This is a genomic window from Pseudoclavibacter helvolus, assembly GCF_049707175.1.
Taxonomy (GTDB): Bacteria; Actinomycetota; Actinomycetes; order Actinomycetales; family Microbacteriaceae; genus Pseudoclavibacter; species Pseudoclavibacter helvolus_A.
On sequence record NZ_JBNAFM010000007.1, the window covers coordinates 111,503 to 134,796 of the forward strand.

Consider the following 23,294-nt stretch of genomic DNA (forward strand, 5'->3'; position numbering starts at 1 on the left):
CACCGTCCTGCTCGCGTTCGCTCACGCCATCACCTCCACGTCGATCTCCAGTGCACCATACGTGTCGGTGCTCGTCTCGGCGTCCGCGGGCACCGTCAGGCCACCGGTCACCTGGAACTCGACGGCGAGCGTCTCACCCGAAATCAGCTCCCGGTGCGTCTCGATCGCCGCGACCGACGCGTCGTCGGCACGCAGGGTGAGACGGATGCGGTCGGAGACCTCGAGCCCCGCCTCCTTGCGTGCATCCTGCGCGGCACGGACCACGTCGCGGGCGAGCCCCTCGGCGGCGAGCTCGGGGCTCACGGTCGTGTCGAGCACGAGAATCCCGCCGCTCGGCAACAGGGTGATGGCGCGGTCGTCGCGCTCTCCGGCCGTCACCAGCTTGACCTCGTACTCACCGGGTTCAAGCTGCAGGCCGCCCGCCGTCACGACGCCGTCGACCTCGCTCCAGTCGCCGGACTTCGACGCCTTGATCGCCACCTGCACCTGCTTGCCGAGGCGCGGGCCAGCGGCGCGCGCGTTGACCTGGAGGACACGGTCGATGCCGTACTTGGCCTCGGACTCGTCGACGAGCTGCTCGAATTCGACGGACTTCACGTTCAGCTCGTCGCGCAGGATGCCTGCAAAGGGCTCGAGCGCGGCGGTGTTCGGCGCGACGACCGTGAGGCTCGCCAGCGGCAGTCGCACGCGGCGACCGGCCTGCTTGCGCAGCGACAGCGCGGCGCTCGTGACGCGGCGCACCGCATCCATCGAGTCGACGAGCGACTGGTCGCTCGGGAACGCCGACGCGTCCGGCCACTCGGTGAGGTGCACGCTCCGGCCGCCCGTCAGCCCGCGCCACACCGTCTCCGAGACGAGCGGCACGAGCGGAGCGGCGACGCGGGTGAGCGTCTCGAGCACCGTGTAGAGCGTGTCGAAGGCCTCGGTGCTCGTCGCATCGTCAGTGACGCCGCGCCAGAAGCGGTCGCGCGAGCGCCGCACGTACCAGTTGGTGAGCACGTCGCCGAAGTCGCGCAAGCGCGAGGCGGCGGTGGTCGAATCGAGCGCTTCGAGGTCCGCCCCCACCTCAGAGACCAGCACGCCGAGCTTCGCCAGGATGTACTGGTCGAGCACGTCGCTCGAGTCGGTGCGGAACGTCGCCTCGTAGGCCCCTGACTCCGCAGCGCCCTCAGGTGAGCTGATAGCCGTGTTGGCGTAGGTGGTGAAGAAGTAGTAGGTGGACCAGAGCGGCAAGAGGAACTGGCGCACGCCCTCGCGGATCGTCTCCTCGGTCACGATGAGGTTGCCGCCGCGCAGCACGGGGCTCGCCATGAGGAACCAGCGCATGGCGTCGGAGCCGTCGCGGTCGAACACCTCCTGCACGTCCGGGTAGTTGCGCAGGCTCTTCGACATCTTGCGTCCGTCGTTGCCAAGCACGATGCCGTGGCTGACCACGCGCTTGAACGCGGGGCGGTGGAAGAGCGCCGTCGAGAGCACGTGCATGACGTAGAACCAGCCGCGCGTCTGGCCGATGTACTCGACAATGAAGTCTGCCGGCGAGTGCGAGTCGAACCACTCGCGGTTCTCGAACGGGTAGTGCACCTGCGCGTACGGCATGGAACCGGAGTCGAACCACACGTCGAGCACGTCCGGGATGCGACGCATGATGGATGCGCCCGTCGGGTCGTCGGGGTTCGGCCGCGTCAGCTCGTCGATGAACGGGCGGTGCAGGTCGGTCGGGCGCACGCCGAAGTCGCGCTCGATCTCGTCGAGCGAGCCGTACACATCCACTCGCGGATAGTTCGGGTCGTCGCTCTTCCACACCGGGATGGGGCTGCCCCAATAGCGGTTGCGGCTGATGGACCAGTCGCGTGCACCCTCGAGCCATTTGCCGAACTGGCCGTCCTTCACGTTGTCCGGCACCCAGTCGATGTGCTGGTTGAGCTCGACCAGCTCGTCGCGGAACTGCGTGACGCGCACGAACCAGCTCGAGACGGCCTTGTAGATGAGGGGCTTGCGGCAGCGCCAGCAGTGCGGGTACGAGTGCTCGTAGCTGGCCTGCTTGAGGAGGCGGCCTTCGGCCTTGAGCAGCTGGGTGAGCGGCTTGTTGGCATCGAACACCTGCAGGCCCGCGACCGGCTCGACGGCCGCGAGGAACTTGCCGCCCTCGTCGACCGAGAGGATGGTCGGGATGCCCGCCGCGTCGCTGAGTACCTTGTCGTCTTCACCGTAGGCGGGTGCCTGGTGGACGATCCCGGTTCCGTCGCTCGTGGTGACGTAGTCGCCGAGCAGGAACTGCCACGCGTTCTGCGTGCCGTACGCCTCGACGTCGGCGTAGAAGTCCCAGAGGCGCTGGTAGCGCACGCCCGCGAGCTCGGCACCTTTGAGGGTGCGTGCGGTTGCCGCCGTCGCGTCCTCGGCGGTCTCGTAGCCGAGCTCCTTGGCGTGTGCGGCGACCCGCGCGCTGGCGAGCAGGAACGAGCCCTCGCCCTCGGCCGTGCCATCGGCCGCGCCAAGCGGGCCAGCTGGCACCACGGCGTAGTCGATCTCGGGGCCGACCGCGAGCGCGAGGTTCGTCGGGAGCGTCCACGGGGTTGTCGTCCAGGCGAGCGCCTGCACGCCGGCGAGGCCGAGCGCATCCGCCGCCTCACCCTCGAGCGGGAAGGTGACCGTGACGGTCTGGTCCTGACGCATCTGGTAGACGTCGTCGTCCATGCGCAGCTCGTGGTTCGAGAGCGGCGTCTCGTCGTTCCAGCAGTAAGGGAGCACGCGGAAGCCCTCGTAGGCGAGGCCGTCGTCGTAGAGCTTCTTGAACGCCCACAGCACCGACTCCATGTACGAGATGTCGAGCGTCTTGTAGTCGTTCTCGAAGTCGACCCAGCGCGCCTGGCGGGTGACGTACTCCTGCCATTCGCGGGTGTACTTGAGCACCGACTCGCGGGCCGCATCGTTGAAGGTATCGATGCCCATGGCCTCGATCTCGGCCTTCGACTGGATGCCGAGCTGGCGCATGGCCTCGAGCTCGGCGGGCAGGCCGTGCGTGTCCCAGCCGAAGCGGCGGTGCACCTGCCGGCCGCGCATCGTGAAGTAGCGCGGGAAGACGTCTTTGGCGTAGCCGGTCAGGAGGTGGCCGTAGTGCGGCAGGCCGTTCGCGAAGGGAGGGCCGTCGTAGAACACCCACTCCTCGGCGCCCTCGCGCTGGTCGATGGAGGCCTGGAAGGTGCCGTCCTCTCGCCAGAAGTCGAGGACCTTCTCCTCGAGGCGAGGGAACGACGGGGACGCGGCGACGATGTCCTTCGTCGAGGCGTCGGGGGCGGCGGCTGGTCCGAACGAAGCCTTCGGGTAGCTCATGCGGTGGAACTCCTGGCAGTACGTGGATGTGCTTGGTCTGCTTCAGGGACGCCGTGCGGCGCGGTACCACCCCGATTGCGCGCTCCCCCGGATGCCTTCCGGTGGAGGAAGGGCTTCCGTTGGCACACGCCACTCGTTTCGAGCTGTCACGGGCTCACCCGCCCGGTTCTACTTGGCGCTCGAACCTCGAGAGGTTCGTTCGCCGTTCTTCCGGGGACTCCCCGCTGATGGGCGGATCACAGTCATGCTCAGACCATGGTACGCGCCCGGCCGTCGCGCGCGAAACACCCAGACACCGGGCGCGGGCCAGCCCCGTTCATGGAATGGCTGTGTACTCTCGCTTCGCCGATGCTCGCTCCACGGCGAGCACCACAGAACGAACGGAACACCGCATGCCCACCACTCGCCTTCCCAAGCTCGCCGCCGTCACCGCCTTCGCGGTGCTCGCGCTCACAGGATGCTCGGCGCTCGGTGGCGGGCAGGCCGCCACGCCGTCGCCCACGGCGGTGGCCTCCGCGGAAAGCACCGCGGCTGAGGGCACGTGCGCGGATGTGCAGGCTGAGCTCGATTCGATCCGGTCCGACATCGAGAGCATCGCGAGCCAGGTCCCCGGCGACATTCCAGGCGCGGTCACGACGCTCACGACCATCGGCACGAGCCTCACGACGCTGCAGGAGAGCATCTCCGACCCGGACCTGAAGACCCACGTCGATGCCCTCGTGACCGAGGTGACCGAGCTTCAGACCACGGCCGCCGAGCTCGCGAACGGTGGCGGCGGGTTCGCGGACGCCGCGAGCATCCTCACGCAGCTCGGCGAGGTCGAGACGGCGCTGTCGTCGCTCACCGCGTACTGCGAGCTGCAGACGAGCTAAAGCTCTCGCACCCGAACTCCCGCAGACAGGCACACGGGGAATGCACCTTCGTTGCGCAACGAAGCAGCATGTTCCGTGTGCCTGTGGAGCTCGCGCGCCATCGAAGGTGGTCAGCGCGCGTACGCACCCAGGATCGGCGAGGCCGCCTCGTCGACCAACTCCGCCAAACTTCCGCGGGTAGGGCCGGCTTCGATCCAGGCGCTGCCCGCGACCACGACGGCCGCCACGATCGCTCCAGCGCACACACCCCGCTGCAGCGCATCCAATCCCGGCTCCGTGCGCGCAAGATAGCGGGCTAGCGCGGCCTGCTGCACCAGCGTGCGCTTCGTTCCGGTGGCCGCGAGGTCGTCGCCGGTGCCGGTCATTTCCCGAAGCGAGGCCGCCCAAGGGATGTGCTCGGGGCGGACCGTCCCGGCGATCTCGAGCAGCACGCGGCGCAGCGCCGCGAGTCCCCCACCCGGCTCGACCCGACCCTGCTGCGCGAGCGCTTCGGCGGCAGCATCCAACGTCGAGGGGATGCCCGCGAGCAGCGGGTCGAGGCCGACCCAGAGCACATCAGCCTTGGCCGTGAAGTAGTTGAAGAAGGAGCTGCGGGCGACGCCGGCGCGACGGGCGATGTCGCTGGCGCTTGTCTGCTCGTATCCACGCTCAAGGAACAGCTCGAGCGCCGCCTCCTCCAGGGTCTCCCGACTCGAAGCCGACGGCCGTCCCCGGCGCGCACCTCGTTCCTCGTGACCTGTCATCTTCGACTCATTTCTGCATGGCGTCCATAAATGCGGATACACTCTGCGGGTGCCACTTCCTGCCTCACTCCGCTCGGCGAAGCCCGTCGCGCTCCTCGCCCTCTCCGCAGCCCTCATCGTGCCACTTGCCGCGTGTTCGAGCGAGGCCACCTCGTCAGACGAGCCGCAAACCCTCAGGTACGCGTCCGGAGACGCCGAACCGACCTGCCTCGACCCGCACGTCGGCGGCAACTGGCCGCAGGCGATCCTGGCCAACCAGTTCCTCGAGTCCCTATTCTCGAAAGACGACTCCGGCGAGATCGTGCCGTGGCTCGCGACCGGCGCGGAGGCGTCCGACGACCAGCTGAGCTGGACCGTCTCCCTCAAGCAGGACGTGACGTTCACCGACGGCACGCCGTTCGACGCCGACGCGGTCGTCGCCAACGTCGAGCACGTCAAGAACCCCGACACCGCGTCGTCGACCGCCATCCTCGCCCTCGGCAAGGTCACAGAGGCGGTCGCCGTCGACGAGCACACCGTGCGCTTCGACCTCAGCGAGCCCGACAGTGCCCTCCTCGAGTCACTGGCGCAGACCTGGCTGGCCATCCAGTCACCCGCCGGGCTCGAACGAGGCACCGACGAGAACTGCCTCGCCCCCATCGGCACCGGCGCGTTCCAGGTCGAGTCGTGGGACAAGCAGTCGCAGGTCGTGCTGACCCGCAACGAGAACCACACCACCGCGCCGGAAGACGGCGTCACCACCAAAGGACAGCCCGGCGCGAGCGTCGACACGATCGAGTGGAAGTTCATCCCCGACGCGGCGACTCGCCTCGCGGCACTGCAGTCGGGGCAGGTCGACATCATCGATTCCGTGCAACCGGATGCGCTGGCCCAGTTCCAGTCGAACGGCACCGAGGAGACGCTCATCGGCGCCCGCCCGGGGGTGACCGCCCGCATCGAGCTCAACACGACCCGCGCCCCGTTCGACGACCCCAAGGTGCGGGAAGCCTTCGCCGCATCGGCCGACATCGACGCCGCCGTCGAGTCCCTCTACTTCGGCACCCTCGAGCGTTCGACATCGGTGCTCTCGAGCGCCACGCCCTTCGCGACCTCGCACCCCGACGCATTCGAGTTCGACGCCGCACGCGCATCCCAGCTCCTGGACGAGGCTGGCTGGACGCAGCGCGATGCCGACGGCGTCCGCACCAAGGGCGGCGAGCGACTCGAAGTCGCCTTCCCGGTCTCGACCAACCAGTCGATCCCCGCCGAGATCTCGGTGCTCGAGCAGATCAAGGCGACCAGCGCCGAGGTCGGCTTCGACGTGCAGCTCGAACTGCTCGACCTCTCCACCTGGTACGAGCGCAGCGGCACGTGGGAGTTCGACGCCATCGTCGCGCCGTACTCGAAGAACTCGGCCGACGTGCTGCGCATCGTCTACTCGACCGACAGCATCATGCCTGCCCCAAGCGGTTACCACGCGAACAACACGGGCTTGTCGCTGCCTGCGCTCGACGAGGCACTCGATGCCGCGGTGAAGACCACGGACAACGCCGAGCGCGAGCGGCTGTACGGGGCGGCGCAGCAGCTCATCATCGACAGCGGCACCGTGATCCCGCTCTACGACCAGACCGTGCAGTTCGCGTACGGCGACAACGTGCACGGCTTCCGGTTGCAGCCGAACGTCAACGTGCCGTCGCTCGTGAACGTCACCATCGAGTAGCGCGGACACCGGAGAGCGCCGCACGCGAGACAATCGACGAGTGACGACGGATGCGCGGGGTCGCGCGGCACGCCTGGTGCCGCTGGTTCCGCGCATCCTCCTCCGCCTCGGCGGGGTCGTCTTCGTGCTGTGGGCGGTCATCACCGTGACGTTCTTCGCGGTGCGCGCCGTGCCAGGCGATCCGGTGCTCGCCATCCTCGGCGGTCCCGGCTCGAACGCGAGCGCAGAGGCGGTCGCGCAGGCCCGGGCGGACAACGGCCTCGACCAGCCCCTGTTCACGCAGTACGTGTCGCAGCTCTGGCGCACCGCCACCGGCGACCTCGGGGTCAGCTACGCGCAGCGGGAGAGCGTGGCCAGTCTCATCGGCGAGCAACTGCCCGGCACGCTCGCGCTCGCAGGCCTCTCGCTGGCCCTCGCGTGGCTCATCGCCCTGGTCGTCGCCTGGTGGTCGACGGGAGGAGGCCGCGTCGCGTGGGCCATCGCCTCGACCCTCGAGGTCATCGCGGCCGCGGTGCCGCACTTCTGGCTCGCCGCCGTGCTCGTGCTCATCTTTGCCGGCACGCTCGGCCTGCCCGTTGCTGTCTCCGGCCCCGGACTCTCCGGGCTCATCCTCCCGAGCGTGACTCTCGCGCTGCCCCTCGCCGGCTACCTCGGCCAGGTCATGCGCGAGCAGATGCTTGACGCGCTGGAATCGCCGTTCGTGCTGGCCGCTCGCGCCCGGGGCGAGGGCCGGTCCGGCATCTTCTGGAGGCACGTGCTCCGCCACGCCGCCATCCCGGCCGTCGGCCTCAGCGGCTGGGCGCTCGGCTCGCTCGTCTCCGGCGCGGTCGTCGTCGAGACCATCTTCGCCCGGCCAGGTCTTGGCCGCTCGTTGCTCGACGCCGTCGGCAGCCGCGACGTGCCCTACGTCATCGGCGTGCTCATCGTCGTGGCCGCGGCCTACATGCTCGTCACCGTGCTCACCGACCTGGTTGAGCCGCTCATCGACCCTCGAGCTCGGGACCGCGCCGGGTCCGGTGACCGCGTGGGGATCAGCGCCGGAGCCGGAGCATGAGCCTGGAGGCGGCCGCGGTCAGGGATGCGCGCGCCGTCGCGCCGAGCGGGCGCGGTGGCCGTCGACGGACCGGTGGTCGTCGCCTGTGGCTCGTCGTGTGGCTCGGAGTCGCGGCGCTCTACGTGCTCGCGGCGCTGCTCCCCCAGCTCCTCGCGCCGGGCAATCCGCTGGCCGTCAGCCCCGCCGAAGCGTTCTCGCCGCCCAGCGCCGCGCATCCGTTCGGCACCGACGAGTCCGGTCGCGGCGTCTACACGAGGGTGGTGCACGGCGCCGCGTCGTCGCTCACCATCGGGGCGGTCGCGACCGCGATCGGGCTCGCGCTCGGCGCCGTCTTCGGCCTCGCCGCTGGACTCGGCCCGAGGTGGCTCGACTTCGGCACCACCCGCGTCGTCGAGGTCTTCTTCGCGTTCCCCGGCATTCTGCTGGCTCTCCTGCTCATCGTACTCGCGGGCCCCGGCGTCGTCACCACCACCATCGCCGTCGGCCTCTCGACCGCTCCCGGGTACGCGCGGCTCATCCGATCGCAGGTGCTGCGTGTGCGCGCCAGCGCCTACGTCGAGGCCGACCTCGTGCTCGGCCGATCACGCTGGCACACGTTCGTGCGCACCCTTGCACCCAACGTCGCGTGGCCATTGTTCTCGCTCGCCACGCTGGGACTCGGGCAGGCGATCGTCTGGGCTGCCGCGCTGAGCTACCTCGGCCTCGGCGAGCCGCCGCCCAGCCCGGAGTGGGGGTCGATGCTCTCCGCCGGGCGCCTCTACCTGCCGACCGGCAGCTGGTGGCTCACGATCTTCCCCGGCACGGCCATCGTGGGCGCCGCCGTGACCGCGACGATGCTCGGCCGCATCATGCAGCAGCGCACGAGGCAGGCGTCGTGAGCGGGCGCGATACGGCGTCGCAGCACGCCAACGAGCTGGGTATCCGGCCGGTCGTCGAGGCCCACGACCTCCGTGTCTCCTTCGGTGACTTCGAGGCAGTGCGCGGGGTCTCGTTCGAGCTGCGGCGCGGCGAGTGCTTGGCACTGGTCGGCGAGTCCGGCTCCGGGAAGTCGGTCACGGCTCGCGCGTTCCTCGGGCTGAGCGGAGACGGCGCGCACGTCGACGCCCGCGTGCTGCGCCTCGACGGCGCCGAGCTGCCGCGGTCGAGCGCAGACGGCGCCTGGAGCGCGGTGCGCGGCGGCCGTATCGGGCTGGTGCACCAAGACGCGCTTGTTGCGCTCGACCCGCTGCGGCCTGTGGGGCGCGAGATCGAGGACGCGCTCCGGCTGCACACCGACCTGGACCGCCCCGCCCGACACGCCCGTGTGCTCGAGCTCTTGGAGCGCGTCGGCATTGAAGCGCCGGAGGCGATCGCTCGGCGGCGCAGCGGGCAGCTCTCCGGCGGTCAGCGGCAGCGGGTGCTCATCGCTGCGGCGCTCGCTGGAGACCCCGAACTGCTCATTGCCGATGAGCCCACCAGCTCGGTCGATCAGGCCGTGCAGGCGCAACTCATCGACCTCTTTGCCTCGCTCAAGGCCGCCGGAACGACGGTGCTGTTCATCACCCACGATCTCGGCGTCGTGCAGCGGCTCGCCGATCGAGTGGCGGTTCTGAGCGAGGGGCGAATCGTCGAGGTCGCGCCGACCGCGCAGCTCTTCCGAGCCCCGGACCACGAGATCACCAGACAGCTGCTGGCGGCGCAGCCCAAAGCCGCACCTGACGCGGGCAACGAGACATCGACGACGGATGCTCCTCCCCTGCTTCTCGAGGTACGCGGCGTCTCCAAGACCTTCCGCAGCGTGGGCACAGCCCCGGTGCAGGCCGTGCGCGAGGTCTCGTTCACCCTCGCTCGCGGGGAGACGATCGGGATCGTGGGAAGCTCCGGATCGGGAAAATCGACGCTCGTGCGACTCGCGCTCGGCCTCGAGCGCCCGGAGACTGGGTCGGTGGAGTTCCTCGGCGAACCGTGGAGTCCAGCCGCCGAGCGCACTCGGCGACCCCGACGACGCAAGCTCGGGTACATCCCCCAGGACGCACTCTCGAGCTTCGACCCCCGACGCACCACGGGCCAGCTCCTCTCCGACGCGCTCACCGGCGGCCAATCAAGCTCGGTTCGCGCGAACCGTGCCGCCATCGACGCGGCACTCATCCAGGTCGGCCTCGACCCATCGGTCGCGGACCTGCGCCCGCTCCATCTCAGCGGCGGGCAGCGGCAGCGCGTCGCCATCGCCCGCGCCCTGGCGCCGCGACCCGACGTGCTCCTCTGCGATGAGCCCGTCTCGTCGCTCGACGTCACGGTGCAATCGCAGGTGCTCGCGCTCATCCAGCAGCTCGTCGACGAGCTCGGGGTCGCCTGCCTCTTCGTCACCCACGACCTCGCGGTCGTTGCCCAAGTCTCCGACCGGGTGGCCGTCATGAGTCGAGGCGAGCTCGTGGAGACCGCCTCGGTCACCGGCCTGTTCAGCGCACCGAAGCACCCGGCCAGCCGAGCGCTCCTCGAGGCCCACCGGAGCCTCGAGGTGCGCTGAACTGGCCGGGTGGCGGTACGATTCGCGACCCGTGAGCGCTTCGCAGCGCCCTACTCCACGGTGAGGAAGCCCGAGCCGACGGAGACCGAAAGCGTGCTCTTTGACGACTCCGACTGGCGGACGTTCACGTTCGCCATCCCAGACTCCTGCAGGTTCGACTCGACCAAGTAGTCGCCGTCAGGGAGCGAGACGCTGCCGAAGCCCGACTCGAGCGAGATGTCGGTGCTCGTCGGCTGCGCGCCGCCGAAGACCGCGTTGATGGCGCCGGAGTTCGCCGAGAGGACGACATCTCCGGCCACGTCGGCATCGATGTTGGTCGCACCTGAACCGGTTGCGACGGAGAGGTTCGCGGCAGACCCGTCGAAGTTGCTCGCCCCCGAGTTCGTCTCGATGACGAGGTCGCCGAAGTCGCCCTCGATGCTCGCAGCGCCCGAGCTGACGGTGATCTGCGCATCCAGCTCGTCACCCTCGAGTGTCTTCGGCAGCGTCAGCGACAGCTCTTCGTCGCCAAACGGCCCGCCGCCTCGGCCACCGCTCAGGCGCTCGACCGAGAGCTCGCCGCCCTCCGTTGTGAGCTGCCAGTCGCCCGCTTGTCGGAATCCCTTGGTCTCAACCCGCAGCTCGGCCTCGGTGACGTCCCCGAACTCGATCTCGATGCCGACTGAATCGACATCGACGCGCAGCGACGAGACGCCCGCGACCGACTGCGTGATGGTCGCGCGGTCGCTCATGACCTCGCGGAGGTTGCCGAAGAAGGCGCTGGTGACGGTGCCGGCCACCACCAGGCCGCCGACGATGGCGACGGTGATCGTGATCCAGGCGAAGCGCCTGGGCGTGCCGCCCTCAGTGGATGCGCCCCCGGCCGGGGTGGTGAGGGGTGTGCTCGGGTCGGTGGTCGGTGTGGTCATCGGAGTTCTCCGTTCGTGAATCGGGCCGCTCGGCCCTGTCCATCGAGGGGTGTCTGGGGGGTCGGGCGGGTCGCGTGGCCCTGCCCGTCGAGGTGTGCGAGCACGGCGAGGACCCTGCGGTTGCCGCCGTCACCCTGGTCGAGCTCGAGTTTTTGGAAGACCGCCGAGATGTGCTTCTCGACGCTCCCCGCGCTGACGTGCAGCGTCTCGGCAATCGCGTGGTTCGAGCGGCCCTCCGCCATGAGGCCGAGCACCTCCGCCTCGCGCGGCGTGAGCCGCTCGAAGCGCGCATCCCGTGTCTTGCGCGCGAGGAGCTGCGCGACGACCTCGGGGTCGAGCACCGTGCCTCCGGCAGCGACGCTCTCGACGCCAGCAAGGAACTGGTCGACGTCGGCCACCCGATCCTTGAGGAGGTAGCCGAGCCCGCCACGCGAGCTCGAGATGAGCTCCGAGGCGTATCGCTCTTCCACGTACTGCGACAGCACGAGCACTGCGAGGCCCGGGTCGGTGGCACGCAGCCGGAGGGCTGCCCGGATGCCCTCGTCGGTGAACCCCGGCGGGAGCCGGACGTCAAGGATCACGAGCTCCGGATCGGTCTCGGCGACGAGCCGGTCAAGACGGCCGTCGTCGGCGAGGATGCCGACCATGGTGTGCCCGGCGTCCTCGAGCAGGCGGGCGATGCCCTCCCGCAGCAGCGCGGAATCTTCGCAGATCAGGATGCGCATGGCACGCTCACCTCGATCGTCGTCGGGCCCTCGGGAGGGCTGGAGATGGCGATGGCGCCGCCCGCCGCCTCGACGCGGTCGGTGACCCCATCGAGCCCACCGCCGGGAACGAGCCTCGCGCCGCCCCGGCCATCGTCCTGGATGCGCGCCCACAGCATTGAGCCGCGCATGCGCACCTGCACCGAGATCTCCGAGGCGCCGGAATGCTTCGCCGCGTTGCCGAGCGACTCGGCGACCGCGAAGTACACGGCTGCTTCAGCATCCTGCGAGCAGCGGCCAGGCAACTGCGCATCGAGGACAACCGGGATGTGGGAGCGGCCGGCGAGGCCGGACAAGGCCGCGTCAAGGCCACGGTCCGTGAGCACGGCGGGCTGGAACCCTCTGGCCAGCTGACGGAGCTCGGTCACGGCCTCCTTCGTGGAGGCGTGCGCCTCGTCGATGAGCTCGGCCGCCCTGGCCGGATCTGCGTCGAGCTTCTGCTTGGCCATGCCGAGCGTCATGCCGATCGACACGAGTCGCGGCTGCACGCTGTCGTGCAGGTCACGCTCGATACGGTCCCGTTCCGTCGCGGCTCCGCGCACGGCGACCGTACGGCGGCGACCTGCATCCCGCACCTCCTCCTCGAGCTGCTGCTCGCGGTCGCGAGAGAGCAGGCTGATGGATGCGGCACGCTGAACGTAGGCGAACGCGACGACGAGAGCCACGGCGACCAGCAGCATCCCGAGACCGACGAGGAGCCCGATGAAGGGCGTGACGGCGAAGTCCATACCCCACACGTTCAGCGTCTCCCGGTTCTGCAGCGGCGAGAAGAGCGCGAAGGCGCCGGTAACGCCGAGCTGGAGGGCGCCCAGAGTCAGGGTGCCGAGCACCGCGACGATGACGAGGTGCAGCATGGCCTTCCAGTTGGCCCCGTCGGCGAACTGCACCAGCGGCGTGAGGACGAACCGCCAGCCGTCGCGGCGACGCGAGCGGCGCATCCCAGGATCGTCGAGTGACCGGTCGTAGAGTCCGGCGACCCGGCGGCGCTCGAAGGCGGAGACGCCTCGGAAGGCGAACGCAAGACCGGCGAGGAAGAAGACGCCGACGCCCAGCACAAAGAGGAGCCCAACACCGAGACCGAGAAGGCCGACCAGGAGGGAGAGCAGAAGCGGCGCGATGACGCCGCCGGCGGCGAGGTGCAGCGAGGTGAGGCTCAGCTGCTTGACGTTGTTCTTCATGTCCACAACGCTATGGTCGCGTGCCTCGGCGCGACACGGAGCATCCCGGACACCTCTGCGGGGGTTTTCCCCCAGGCCGAGCCGCCCGGCGCCTGCCACCATGGACGGATACCCATCGACCTCGTGCTCGTCGCCGACACCCACCTGCCGAAGCGCGCGAAGGCCCTCCCCGACTCCCTGTGGTCAGCGATCGACGACGCCGACGTGGTCTTCCACGCCGGTGACTGGGTCGATCTCGCGACGCTCGACGCGCTCGAGGCGCGGACGCGCCGCCTTGTCGGGGTCTGGGGCAACAACGACGGCCGGGAGCTGCGCGAGCGACTGCCGGAGGTGGCACGCGTCGAGCTGGGTGGCGTGCGCTTCGCGATGACGCACGAGACGGGCCAGAAGGCGGCCCGCGAGCGCCGCATGGACCAACGCTTTCCGGACACCGACGTGTTGGTCTTCGGCCACAGCCACATCCCGTGGGACACGACAACGCACAACGGGATGCGCCTGCTGAACCCCGGCTCCCCCACGGACCGCCGCCGCCAACCCCACTGCACCTTCCTGACCGCGCAGGTCGACGCCGGTCAGCTCACGCGCCTCGAGCTGCGGGAGGCACGCACCGGAGCACCGCTTCCCCGCTGACGCGGGCGCGCGGGGCTCAGGCGTCCGCGGTCGCCCGGTCGGCGTCGATGTCGTGCCGCTCGAGGAACTCGAAGACCTCGCGCTGGTCGACGCCGGGGAAATCGCCGGTCGGCAGCGGCGAGAACACGTGCGCGTGCACGCGCGCGCTCGGCCACGCCTTCGCCGACCAACGCTCGCTGAGGTCGCTGCTCGGCGTGCGGCAGCACGCGCCGTCGGGACAGGTCGAGGAGGCCCGCTGCTTGGTGTCCCGCCCACGGAACCAGCGCGCCTCATCGAACGGCACCCCGATCGAGATGGAGAACTCGCCTGAGTCAGCGTGACCGGTCTGCGTCGAGCACCAGAAGGTGCCTGCCGGGGTGTCGGTGTATTGGTACGTCTCCGTGGTGCGGTTTGTGCGGGCGAGCGCGCTCACCGCAGAGAACTTGCGACACACGAACTGCCCCTCGACGGAACCCGTCACATCCTGAGGCAGGGGCAGGCCGTCGTTCTCGTACGCCTTCGAGATCGACCCCTTGTCGTCGACGCGCAGGAAGTGGAGCTTGATGTCGAGGTGCGAGGTGAGCAGGTTCGTCATGCGCAGGGCGGCGGCCTCGTGCGTCACTCCGAACGCGTCACGGAAGTCCTCGACCGCCATGTCGCGTCGCTCCTTCGCGTCGCGCAGGAACGCCACCGAACGCGCTTCCGGCATGAGGCAGGATGCGGCGAAGTAGTTGATTTCGAGGCGCTGGCGGAGGAAGTCGGCGTAGTCCTCGGGACGTCGGTGGCCGAGCACCCGGTGCGCCATCGCTTGCAGCGCCATCGCTCGCAGCCCGTGTCCACCGGGGATGGATGCGGGCGGCAGGTAGATGCGTCCGTTCTCGAGGTCGGTGATCGATCGGGTCGATCGCGGCAGATCGTTGACGTAGATGAGCTGGAAGCCGAGGTGATCAGCCATCTTCCCCACCGAGTGGTGCATGAGCGCACCGCGCGTGTGGTCGACGCGGCTCAGCAGCTCGTCGGCGAGCTTGTCGAGGTCGGGCATGTAGTTGTCGTGGGCGCGCATCGCGAGCCGCAGCTCGGTGTTGGCGCGGCGGGCTTCCTCGGGTGTGGCGCTGGCCTCGGTCTGGCGACGCACGATCTCGCTGTGCATCCCGGCGAGCGCGCGAAGCACCTCGTCGGACAGCGACTTCGTGGAGGGGATGCGCGGCAGGCCGAGTTCCTGGTACACCGACGATGACTGGGCGCGCTCGACCTCGATCTCAAGCCGCGATCGGTCATCCGGCGGCGTGTTCGCGAGCATCTCGCTGAGCTCGACGTCGAACGCCTCGGCGAGCTGCTGCAGCACTGAGAGCTTCGGCTCGCGCTTGCCGTTCTCGATGAGCGAGAGCTGACTGGCGAGCAGCCCCGTCTTCTCGCCGAGCGCCTCGAGAGTGAGCGAGCGTTCTTTGCGGTAGTAGCGGATGCGCCGCCCGAGCAGGAGGGAGTCCACTCCGCCACCTTTCCCTGTGCTTGCTGACGATTTTTGCGCAGCGGGGAAAGGACCGAGTCCGCTCATGGGTGCCTCCGGGCTTCTGAATTGCCGATGCGTGAAATTTTGCCATTTTTCTCGGCCAATCTCCATCCGTGACCGCCGTGGGCGGCGCAACACTAGTTCTACGACGCCATGTACGCACGCGAGACGGAGAGAGCTCGCATGCAGAACCGTGAAAGCAGCATCGAAATGACTGAACACGCACACGCACACCTGGACATCCCGCAGCGGGCCGCGAACCCCGAGGTCAACGAATGGGTGCGCGAGGTCGCAGCGCTCACAAAGCCCAGCCGCATCATCTGGTGCGACGGCTCGCAGGCCGAGATCGACGCGCTCACCGCCGAGATGGTCGAAGCTGGCACGCTCATCAAGCTCAACGAAGAGCTCCGCCCCGGCTCCTACCTCGCCCGCTCCGACGCCGGCGACGTCGCCCGCGTCGAGAGCCGCACCTACATCTGCTCCGAGAACGAGGCAGACGCAGGACCCACGAACAACTGGCGAGCGCCCGCCGAGATGAAGGCCGAGCTGAGCGGCCTCTTCGACGGATCCATGCGCGGCCGGCCGATGTACGTCGTGCCGTTCGCGATGGGTCCGCTCGGCGGTGCCATCACGCAGTACGGGGTCGAGATCACCGACTCGCCCTACGTCGTGCTATCGATGGCGCTCATGACCCGCTCCGGTGACGGCGCCCTCGAGCACCTGACGCCTGGACGAGACTGGGTGAAAGCACTGCACAGCGTTGGCTTCCCGCTTGAGTTCGAAGGCGGCACGACCCGCCCTGATGTCGCCTGGCCGCACAACGAGTCGAAGTACATCACCCACTTCCCGGAGACGCGCGAGATCATCTCGTTCGGCTCGGGCTACGGCGGGAACGCGCTCCTCGGCAAGAAGTGCTTCGCGCTGCGCATCGCTTCCGCCATGGGCCACGACGAGGGCTGGATGGCCGAGCACATGCTGCTCATCCAGGTCACGAGCCCCGAGGGCAAGACCTACACGCTCACCGGCGCGTTCCCGTCGGCGACGGGCAAAACGAACTTCGCGATGATGAAGCCCAAGCTCGACGGCTGGAAGGTCGAAACGCTGGGCGACGATATCGTCTGGATGCGTAAGGCCGCCGACGGGCGACTCAACGCCATCAATCCGGAGTTCGGCTTCTTCGGCGTCGCGCCCGGCACCGGGTACGACACGAACCCCGTCGCGATGGAGACCATCAAGACGAACACGATCTTCACGAACGTCGCCCTCACCGACGACGGTGACGTGTGGTGGGAAGGCATGACCGACGAGGCGCCCGCGCACCTCATCGACTGGCAGGGCAACGACTGGACCCCGGACTCGGGGACGAAAGCCGCGCATCCGAACGCCCGCTTCACCGTGCGCGCCTCGCAATGCCCGACGCTCTCCCCCGCCTGGGAAGCGCCGGACGGCGTCCCCGTCGACGCGATCCTCTTCGGCGGTCGCCGCGCGAGCAACGTGCCGCTCGTCTTCGAGTCGAAGGACTGGAAGCACGGCTGCCTCCTCGGCGCGACGCTCGCGAGCGAGCAGACCGCGGCCGCCGAGGGACCCGTCGGCATCCTGCGCCGAGACCCGTTCGCGATGCAGCCCTTCGCCGGCTACCACATGGCCGACTACTGGGGACACTGGCTCGACATCGGCGCCGACCTGGGCGACCAGGCGCCGCGCATCTTCCAGGTCAACTGGTTCCGCAAAGACCAGGACGGCAAGTTCCTGTGGCCCGGCTTCGGCGAGAACGTGCGCGCCGTGAAGTGGATCATCGACCGCCTCGAGAACCGCGCAGACTCCATTGAGAGCCCGATCGGCCAGCTGCCCGTGACCGGCGACATCGACATCTCCGGCCTCGAGGGCTTCGACCCCGCAGCGCTCGAAGAGATCTTCACCGTCGACCCGGAATCGTGGCTCGTCGAAGTCGGCGTGACCCGCGAGTACTTCGACAGCATCGGCGAGAAGGTCCCGGCGGCCCTCTACACCGAGCTGGAGGCCGTACACGGCGCACTGGATGCGGCTGCCGCATCCCCCAAGACAAAGGCCCCCGTCGGGGCCTGACAAGCGGCGGCGAGCGGGACTCCGACCGCTCACCGCAAGATGTGCCCCTCCGCGCGCGCGTGGCGCGGAGGGGCGCACAACTCTCTGCAGTTCGAGCCCCCGAGTTCGTGGCTGCGCCCCTCGAGGATGCGCCCTCGAGGGGCTTTTTCCTTGCCATCTCGGGCGACCCGCCCGACGGCCCGTGACCCGTCGAGACCGGCTACCCTAGATGGGTTCACAACAGGCACCCCAGACTCGGTGCCGCCCACATCGACCCGGAGTGTGCATGTCCAGCTCGCCCTCTTCTCCCACTTCCTCCTCGGCTCCGGGCATCCCCGACAAGCCCGTCCTCGAGGGCCTCGAAGCCAAGTGGGGTGAACGCTGGGAGACCTCCGGCACCTACCGCTTCGATCGCGAGGGTGCGACGCGAGACAACATCTACTCGATCGACACGCCCCCGCCGACGGCGTCGGGCTCGCTGCACGTCGGACACGTGTTCTCCTACACACACACCGACGTGGTCGCGCGATTCCAGCGCATGAGCGGCAAGCGCGTCTTCTACCCCATGGGCTGGGACGACAACGGCCTCCCCACCGAGCGCCGCGTGCAGAACTACTACGGCGTCCGCTGCGACCCGTCGCTGCCGTACGTCGCCGACTTCACGCCCCCGCACGAGGGCGGCGACGGCAAGAGCATCAAGGCCGCCGACCAGCAGCCGATCTCGCGTCGCAACTTCATCGAGCTCTGCGAACGGCTCACGATCGAAGATGAGAAGGCCTTCGAGGAGCTTTGGCGTCAGCTCGGCCTCTCGGTCGACTGGACGCAGAGCTACCGCACCATCGACGACGCCTCACGCCGCAAGAGCCAGCTTGGATTCCTGCGAAACCTCGAGCGAGGCGAGGCCTACCAAGACCAGGCCCCCACACTGTGGGACATCACGTTCCGCACCGCCGTCGCCCAGGCCGAGCTCGAGGACCGCGAGCAGCCGGGCGCCTACCACCGCATCGGCTTCGCGCGTGAAGGCGGCGAGCCGATCTTCATCGAGACGACCCGCCCGGAACTGCTCCCCGCCTGCGTCGCCCTCGTCGCGCATCCCGACGACGAGCGCTACCAGCCGCTCTTCGGCACCACCGTCACGACGCCGATCTTCGGCGTCGAGGTACCCGTGCTCGCCCATCCGCTCGCCCAGAAGGACAAGGGAAGCGGCATCGCGATGATCTGCACGTTCGGCGACGTGACCGACGTGATCTGGTGGCGCGAGCTGAAGCTGCCGAACCGCACCGTGCTGGGCAAGGACGGCCGTCTCGTGGCGGATGCGCCGGACGTCATCACCAGCGAGGCGGGCAAGGCCGCCTACGCGGAGCTCGCCGGCAAGACCGTGTTCAGCGCCAAGAAGGCCGTCGTCGAACTGCTGCAGGCGTCCGGCGACCTGGTCGGCGACCCGAAGCCCATCCAGCACCCCGTCAAGTTCTTCGAGAAGGGCGACCGCCCGCTCGAGATCGTCTCGACCCGCCAGTGGTACGTGAAGAACGGCGCCACCGATGCCGCGCTCAAGGCGCGCCTCATCGAGCTCGGCCGCGAGATCGCGTTCTGGCCCGACTTCATGCGCGTGCGCTACGAGAACTGGGTCGAGGGCCTCTCCGGCGACTGGCTCATCTCACGCCAGCGATTCTTCGGCGTGCCCATCCCGGTCTGGTACCCCATCGACGCCGACGGCGAGGTGCAGTTCGAGTCGCCCATCACACCGGATGCGTCGCAGCTGCCCGTCGATCCCTCCTCGGACGTACCGAACGGCTACAACGAGGCACAACGCGGTGAAGCAGGCGGCTTCCTCGGCGAAGTCGACGTCATGGACACCTGGATGACCTCCTCCCTCACGCCGCAGCTCGCTGGCGGCTGGGAGTCCGACGACGAGCTCTTCGGCCTCGTCTTCCCCTACGACCTGCGCCCGCAGGGCCAGGACATCATCCGCACGTGGCTCTTCTCGACCGTGCTCCGCGCCCAGCTCGAGCACGGCGTCGCGCCATGGTCGAACGCGACGATCTCCGGATTCATCGTTGACCCCGACCGCAAGAAGATGTCGAAGTCGAAGGGCAACGTCGTCACGCCCGCCGACATGCTCGAGGCCCACGGCTCCGACGCCGTCCGCTACTGGGCCGCCTCCAGCCGACTCGGCACCGACGCCGCCTTCGACCCGAAGAACCCGACGCAGATCAAGATCGGCCGCCGACTCGCGATCAAGGTGCTCAACGCATCCAAGCTCGTGCTCGGCTACGGCGATCACGTTGGCGAAGTCACCGAGCCCCTCGACCGCTCGATGCTCGCGGAGCTCAGCCGCGTCGTCGATGAGGCCACCAAGGCGTTCTCGGAGTACAACCACGCCCGGGCGCTCGAGGTCACCGAGACGTTCTTCTGGACGTTCTGCGACGACTACCTCGAGCTCGTCAAGGAGCGCGCGTACGGTGCCGGCGAGGACTCGGCGGCCCAGGCCTCCGCGGTCACCGCCATGCGCTCCGCGATCGATGTGCTGCAGCGCCTCTTCGCGCCCTTCATCCCGTTCGCAACCGCGGAGTCGTGGTCGTGGTGGCACGACTCCGAGCTGCACACGGCGGCCTGGCCTGCCGCCTCCGAGCTCGCTGCCGCCGGCGACCAGGATGGTTCGCTCCTCGCGCTGACGAGCACGGCGCTCACGAGCATCCGTGGCGCGAAGACCGCTGCGAAAGCATCCCAGAAGACGCCCGTGGCGAGCGCCGTCATCGCCGCGCCCGAAGAATCGGTGGCCCTGCTTCGCCTCGCTGCCGCCGATCTCCGGCACGTGGGCCGCATCGAGCGGCTCGACTTCGACGTCGCAGAGGCCCTCGAGGTGCGCGATATCGAACTGCTCGTCGCCCCGCAGACCGAGACCTCGTCGTAGGCTGGGGGTTCCCCCGAGTCTGAGTGCAGCAGCAACGTCATTGACAGAAGAGGAGTCAGGGCCGGCATGACAGTTCCTGAAAAGGCCAAGCCCCGCAAGCGAACGCGAGACCGCGCCGCGGCGCGTCCGAGCATCGAGGTCCGGGCCATGGGGCCCACCGACTACTTCGTCTGGCAGCCGTTGTTCGCGCAGCACGTGGATGCACTCGGCGAGAGCTCCAACGATGGCCGCGCCCTCGGCGTGTGGCGCCACGTGGCGAGCAAGACCGGCAACCTCGAGGGCATGATCGCGTTCGTCGAGGGCGAGCCGCGCGGCTACGTGCTCTTCCGCGAGCGACTCGATATCCGCGGCGCGCGCACGGTGCTGAACATCGAGGCCAAGTTCTCCGGCTCTGACTCGAATCGCTCCGCCGTCAACGAGGAGCTCCTCGGTGCTGTGTTCGCCGCGGCCGCCAAGCGGGGCTTCGACGCCATCTCGTGGCTGGTCGATGCCCACGACGAGGTCGGCCTGCAGCAGTCTGCACGCATGGGCAGCCGCAGCGACGAGGTCCGGTTCGAGATCTCCGTCGATTCACGGCAGCAGAGCGAGGCCTAGGCATGCTCATCGGCGAGCGGTGGCGGGCAGGCTCCACGCCGCCCCGCTCGCTCGAGAAGTATCCGGAGTTCGTAGACGTGTGCTCCGCGCAAGAGCAGCTCGTGCCTGCTCGGTTCGGCGAGATCTCGAAGCGGTGGTGGACCCTGACCTGGCTTGAGGGCAGGCCGGTCGCCGAACTCGAGCACGGCCCGCGGGTGTCCCTCACAGCGGACGGCTCGGTGCACGTGAGCGGGGCGGAGGAACCGGTCGGCTCGGGTGTGGGCGTCGCAGACGGCACTTCGGACGAGCACGATGTGCTCGACGACGAGGACGACGATCTCTTCCCCGAGCCCGCGCCACGCACCTGAGCGCGCTTTCGCTGTCCGCGGACGACGGATGCGCGTGCCCTGTAGGTGGTCGCGCCTAGGGTTGGGTGCATGACCCAGACCGTGCAGCTCGACGCCGAGAACCCGTTCGCCACGCCCAGTGCGCTCCCCTTCCAGTTGCCGCCGTTCGGTGAGGTGCAAGAGCAGCACTTCCTGCCCGCGTTCGAGGCTGGCATGGCTGAGCAGCTCGTCGAGGTCGAGGCGATCGTCGCGAACCCGGAAGCGCCGACCTTCGAGAACACCATCGAAGCGCTCGAGCGCTCAGGGCAGCTTCTCGAGCGCACCGCCGCGGTCTTCTTCACGCTCAGTTCGGGCGACGCGACGCCCGGCATCGACAAGATCGAAGCCGAGGTCGGTCCGCGCCTCACCGCCCACGAGGATTCGATCACGCTGAACCGAGCACTTTTCGCGCGCATCCAGTCGGTGTACGACGGCCGCGAGACGGCCGGACTCACTGAGGAGCAGAAGTTCCTCGTCGAGAAGCTGCACCGCAACGCCAGCCTTGCGGGCGCCGGGCTCGACGACGCGTCGTCGGCGCGCTTGCGGGAGCTGAACGGCCGCCTCGCTGAGCTCGAGGTGCAGTTCGACCAGAAGCTGCAGGCAGACAGTAACGCCCTCGCGCTGGTCGTGGACTCGGCGGAGGAACTCGACGGGCTCGACGAGAGCGCCATCGCGGCCGCAGCATCGGCGGCCGAGACTCGCGGGCTCGCAGGCAAGTACCTCATCCCGCTCGTACTCTTCACCGGCCACCCGCTGCTCTCGACGCTCACGAACCGAGAGACGCGACGCAAGCTCTTCGAGGCATCTTCGGCGAGAGGCAGCCGCGGCGGCGACAACGACACACGCGCGACCGCATTGGAGATGGTGCGCGTCCGGGCCGAGCGGGCAAGACTGCTCGGCTTTGACAACCACGCTGAGGCAGCCGCGGCCAAGTCGACCGCGGGCAGCGCATCCGCCATCCGCGCGCGGCTCGAGCAGCTCTCGACCCCCGCGGCCGCCAACGCACGCCGCGAGCAACAGGTGCTGCAGGCCACGATCGATGCCGAGCAGGCGAGCATTGGCGAACCGAACTTCGCGCTCGAGCCGTGGGACTGGGCGTACTACACCGAGAAGGTGCGGGCCAGGGACTACGCGGTCGACACCTCCCAGATGCGCCCGTTCTTCGAAGCGAAGGCAGTGCTCGAAAACGGCGTCTTCTACGCCGCGAACTGTCTCTTCGGCGTCACGTTCACCGAGCGCCCCGAGTTGCGTGGCCACCACGCAGAGGCAGTCGTGTACGAGGTAAGCAATGAGGACGGCACCGACGTCGGCCTGTTCTCCCTCGACCTCTACACGCGCGACTCAAAGCGTGGAGGCGCCTGGATGAACTCCGTCGTCCAGCAGAACCGCCTGCTCGGGGAGCCGACGGTCGTGCTCAACACGCTCAACGTGCCGAAACCGGCCGAAGGGTCCCCGACGCTCCTCACGTTCGATGAGGTGGAGACCCTGTTCCACGAGTTCGGGCACGCCCTGCATGGGCTGTTCGCACTGGTCGGCTACCCCAGCCTCGGCGGCACGAACGTGCCACGCGACTTCGTCGAGTACCCGAGCCAGGTCAACGAGATGTGGATGCTCTGGCCCGAAGTGCTGCGCAACTACGCGAAGCACCACGAGACGGGCGAGCAGCTGTCGGAGGAGCTCGTCGAGCGTCTCCTTGACTCTGCCTCGTTCAACGAAGGCTTCGGTACGAGCGAGTATCTCGCGGCCTCGGTCATCGACCTGGAGTGGCACTCGCTCTCGCCGGAAGCAGCCGCCGAGGTCACCGATGTGGAGGCCTTCGAGCAGGAGGTGCTGCGCCGCTACGGGCTCGACCTGCCCGCCGTGCCGCCCCGCTACACGCTTCCCTACTTCCAGCACATCTTCGCCGGCGGCTACAGCGCCGGATACTACGGCTACATCTGGAGCGAAGTATTGGATGCTGCCACGGTCGATTGGTTCGCGGAGCAACCCGACCTGCGCGAAGCGGGCGAGAAGTTCCGCCGGAAGATCCTCGAACCGGGTGGGTCTCGGGATGCATTAGGCCTGGTCAGCGATCTACTCGGCGGACCAGCACCGATTGAGCCGCTGCTGAAACGGCGCGGCTTGCAGTAGGTGAAAGGCGGGGCTTCGGCCCCGCCTTTTCTGCACCTGGAGTGACACGCTACG

The 23,294-nt window shown here is 68.8% G+C and carries 17 protein-coding genes; 11 read left to right on the top strand and 6 right to left on the bottom strand.

All coding sequences use genetic code 11. The features are described 5' to 3' along the window. Positions 1–21 precede the first annotated feature (21 nt). Positions 22–3,330, bottom strand: a complete 3,309-nt coding sequence (gene ileS / locus ACPYN9_RS07635; RefSeq protein WP_424465364.1) for an isoleucine--tRNA ligase — start codon at positions 3,328–3,330, stop codon at positions 22–24. Between the two features lie 392 nt (positions 3,331–3,722). Here ileS and ACPYN9_RS07640 point away from each other — a divergent pair, with 392 nt between their 5' ends. Further along, positions 3,723–4,202: a hypothetical protein gene (locus ACPYN9_RS07640; RefSeq protein ID WP_424465366.1), complete on the top strand. Its 480-nt coding sequence runs from the start codon at positions 3,723–3,725 to the stop codon at positions 4,200–4,202. A gap of 110 nt (positions 4,203–4,312) precedes the next feature. On the opposite strand, the gene ACPYN9_RS07645 is transcribed toward ACPYN9_RS07640, so the two are convergent. Beyond that, positions 4,313–4,945: a helix-turn-helix domain-containing protein gene (locus ACPYN9_RS07645; RefSeq protein WP_424465367.1), complete on the bottom strand. Its 633-nt coding sequence runs from the start codon at positions 4,943–4,945 to the stop codon at positions 4,313–4,315. 49 nt (positions 4,946–4,994) lie between these two features. On the opposite strand from ACPYN9_RS07645, the gene ACPYN9_RS07650 reads away from it, so the two are divergent. From ACPYN9_RS07650 to nikE, 4 genes are read left to right on the top strand one after another with little or no spacing between them, the layout of a single operon-like run. After that, positions 4,995–6,644 (top strand): ABC transporter substrate-binding protein, encoded by a 1,650-nt coding sequence (locus ACPYN9_RS07650; protein WP_424465369.1) that lies wholly within the window; start codon positions 4,995–4,997, stop codon positions 6,642–6,644. Between the two features lie 40 nt (positions 6,645–6,684). Further along, the gene (locus ACPYN9_RS07655) at positions 6,685–7,698 is read left to right on the top strand and encodes an ABC transporter permease (protein WP_424465370.1); all 1,014 of its coding nucleotides are present in this window, start codon (positions 6,685–6,687) and stop codon (positions 7,696–7,698) included. After that, positions 7,695–8,576: an ABC transporter permease gene (locus ACPYN9_RS07660; protein ID WP_424465371.1), complete on the top strand. Its 882-nt coding sequence runs from the start codon at positions 7,695–7,697 to the stop codon at positions 8,574–8,576. The genes ACPYN9_RS07655 and ACPYN9_RS07660 overlap by 4 nt, the downstream gene beginning before the upstream one ends. Then, complete coding sequence (gene nikE / locus ACPYN9_RS07665; protein ID WP_424465373.1) at positions 8,573–10,204, top strand: nickel ABC transporter ATP-binding protein NikE; 1,632 nt, start codon at positions 8,573–8,575, stop codon at positions 10,202–10,204. The genes ACPYN9_RS07660 and nikE overlap by 4 nt, the downstream gene beginning before the upstream one ends. Positions 10,205–10,254: 50 nt before the next feature. Here the strand turns inward: nikE and ACPYN9_RS07670 are convergent, their stop codons facing one another. Genes ACPYN9_RS07670 through ACPYN9_RS07680 form a run of 3 tightly spaced genes read right to left on the bottom strand, consistent with a single transcriptional unit; the run spans position 10,255 to position 13,054 of the window. Then, on the bottom strand, positions 10,255–11,112 hold the full coding sequence (locus tag ACPYN9_RS07670) for a DUF4097 family beta strand repeat-containing protein (RefSeq protein ID WP_424465375.1): 858 nt from the start codon (positions 11,110–11,112) through the stop codon (positions 10,255–10,257). Continuing rightward, a complete protein-coding gene (locus tag ACPYN9_RS07675; protein WP_424465376.1) occupies positions 11,109–11,837 on the bottom strand; it encodes a LuxR C-terminal-related transcriptional regulator in 729 nt (242 codons plus the stop codon). Before ACPYN9_RS07675 ends, ACPYN9_RS07670 begins: the two co-directional genes overlap by 4 nt. Next, positions 11,825–13,054, bottom strand: coding sequence for a histidine kinase (locus tag ACPYN9_RS07680; protein WP_424465378.1), 1,230 nt, complete (start codon positions 13,052–13,054; stop codon positions 11,825–11,827). Before ACPYN9_RS07680 ends, ACPYN9_RS07675 begins: the two co-directional genes overlap by 13 nt. Before the next feature lie 108 nt (positions 13,055–13,162). Here ACPYN9_RS07680 and ACPYN9_RS07685 point away from each other — a divergent pair, with 108 nt between their 5' ends. Beyond that, the gene (locus tag ACPYN9_RS07685) at positions 13,163–13,684 is read left to right on the top strand and encodes a metallophosphoesterase family protein (RefSeq protein ID WP_424465485.1); all 522 of its coding nucleotides are present in this window, start codon (positions 13,163–13,165) and stop codon (positions 13,682–13,684) included. Between the two features lie 16 nt (positions 13,685–13,700). On the opposite strand, the gene ACPYN9_RS07690 is transcribed toward ACPYN9_RS07685, so the two are convergent. Further along, positions 13,701–15,152: a helix-turn-helix domain-containing protein gene (locus ACPYN9_RS07690; RefSeq protein ID WP_424465380.1), complete on the bottom strand. Its 1,452-nt coding sequence runs from the start codon at positions 15,150–15,152 to the stop codon at positions 13,701–13,703. 231 nt (positions 15,153–15,383) lie between these two features. Here ACPYN9_RS07690 and ACPYN9_RS07695 point away from each other — a divergent pair, with 231 nt between their 5' ends. The 5 genes from ACPYN9_RS07695 (at position 15,384) to ACPYN9_RS07715 (ending at position 23,240) form a co-directional block, all read left to right on the top strand. Further along, positions 15,384–17,258: a phosphoenolpyruvate carboxykinase (GTP) gene (locus ACPYN9_RS07695; RefSeq protein WP_424465382.1), complete on the top strand. Its 1,875-nt coding sequence runs from the start codon at positions 15,384–15,386 to the stop codon at positions 17,256–17,258. Between the two features lie 265 nt (positions 17,259–17,523). Then, positions 17,524–20,151 (top strand): valine--tRNA ligase, encoded by a 2,628-nt coding sequence (gene valS / locus ACPYN9_RS07700; protein WP_424465384.1) that lies wholly within the window; start codon positions 17,524–17,526, stop codon positions 20,149–20,151. Positions 20,152–20,217: 66 nt separating this feature from the next. Further along, the gene (locus ACPYN9_RS07705; protein WP_424465386.1) at positions 20,218–20,745 is read left to right on the top strand and encodes a hypothetical protein; all 528 of its coding nucleotides are present in this window, start codon (positions 20,218–20,220) and stop codon (positions 20,743–20,745) included. A 2-nt stretch (positions 20,746–20,747) separates the two neighbouring features. Continuing rightward, positions 20,748–21,092: a hypothetical protein gene (locus ACPYN9_RS07710; RefSeq protein ID WP_424465388.1), complete on the top strand. Its 345-nt coding sequence runs from the start codon at positions 20,748–20,750 to the stop codon at positions 21,090–21,092. A gap of 69 nt (positions 21,093–21,161) precedes the next feature. After that, on the top strand, positions 21,162–23,240 hold the full coding sequence (locus ACPYN9_RS07715; protein WP_424465389.1) for a M3 family metallopeptidase: 2,079 nt from the start codon (positions 21,162–21,164) through the stop codon (positions 23,238–23,240). Positions 23,241–23,294 lie beyond the last annotated feature (54 nt).

Coding starts and splice junctions, on each gene's coding strand:
- ileS (WP_424465364.1), bottom strand. CDS start 3,330: ATGAGCTACCCGAAGGCTTCGTTCGGACCAGCCGCCGCCCCCGACGCC.
- ACPYN9_RS07640 (WP_424465366.1), top strand. CDS start 3,723: ATGCCCACCACTCGCCTTCCCAAGCTCGCCGCCGTCACCGCCTTCGCG.
- ACPYN9_RS07645 (WP_424465367.1), bottom strand. CDS start 4,945: ATGACAGGTCACGAGGAACGAGGTGCGCGCCGGGGACGGCCGTCGGCT.
- ACPYN9_RS07660 (WP_424465371.1), top strand. CDS start 7,695: ATGAGCCTGGAGGCGGCCGCGGTCAGGGATGCGCGCGCCGTCGCGCCG.
- ACPYN9_RS07670 (WP_424465375.1), bottom strand. CDS start 11,112: ATGACCACACCGACCACCGACCCGAGCACACCCCTCACCACCCCGGCC.
- ACPYN9_RS07675 (WP_424465376.1), bottom strand. CDS start 11,837: ATGCGCATCCTGATCTGCGAAGATTCCGCGCTGCTGCGGGAGGGCATC.
- ACPYN9_RS07680 (WP_424465378.1), bottom strand. CDS start 13,054: ATGAAGAACAACGTCAAGCAGCTGAGCCTCACCTCGCTGCACCTCGCC.
- ACPYN9_RS07695 (WP_424465382.1), top strand. CDS start 15,384: ATGACTGAACACGCACACGCACACCTGGACATCCCGCAGCGGGCCGCG.
- valS (WP_424465384.1), top strand. CDS start 17,524: ATGTCCAGCTCGCCCTCTTCTCCCACTTCCTCCTCGGCTCCGGGCATC.
- ACPYN9_RS07705 (WP_424465386.1), top strand. CDS start 20,218: ATGACAGTTCCTGAAAAGGCCAAGCCCCGCAAGCGAACGCGAGACCGC.
- ACPYN9_RS07710 (WP_424465388.1), top strand. CDS start 20,748: ATGCTCATCGGCGAGCGGTGGCGGGCAGGCTCCACGCCGCCCCGCTCG.
- ACPYN9_RS07715 (WP_424465389.1), top strand. CDS start 21,162: ATGACCCAGACCGTGCAGCTCGACGCCGAGAACCCGTTCGCCACGCCC.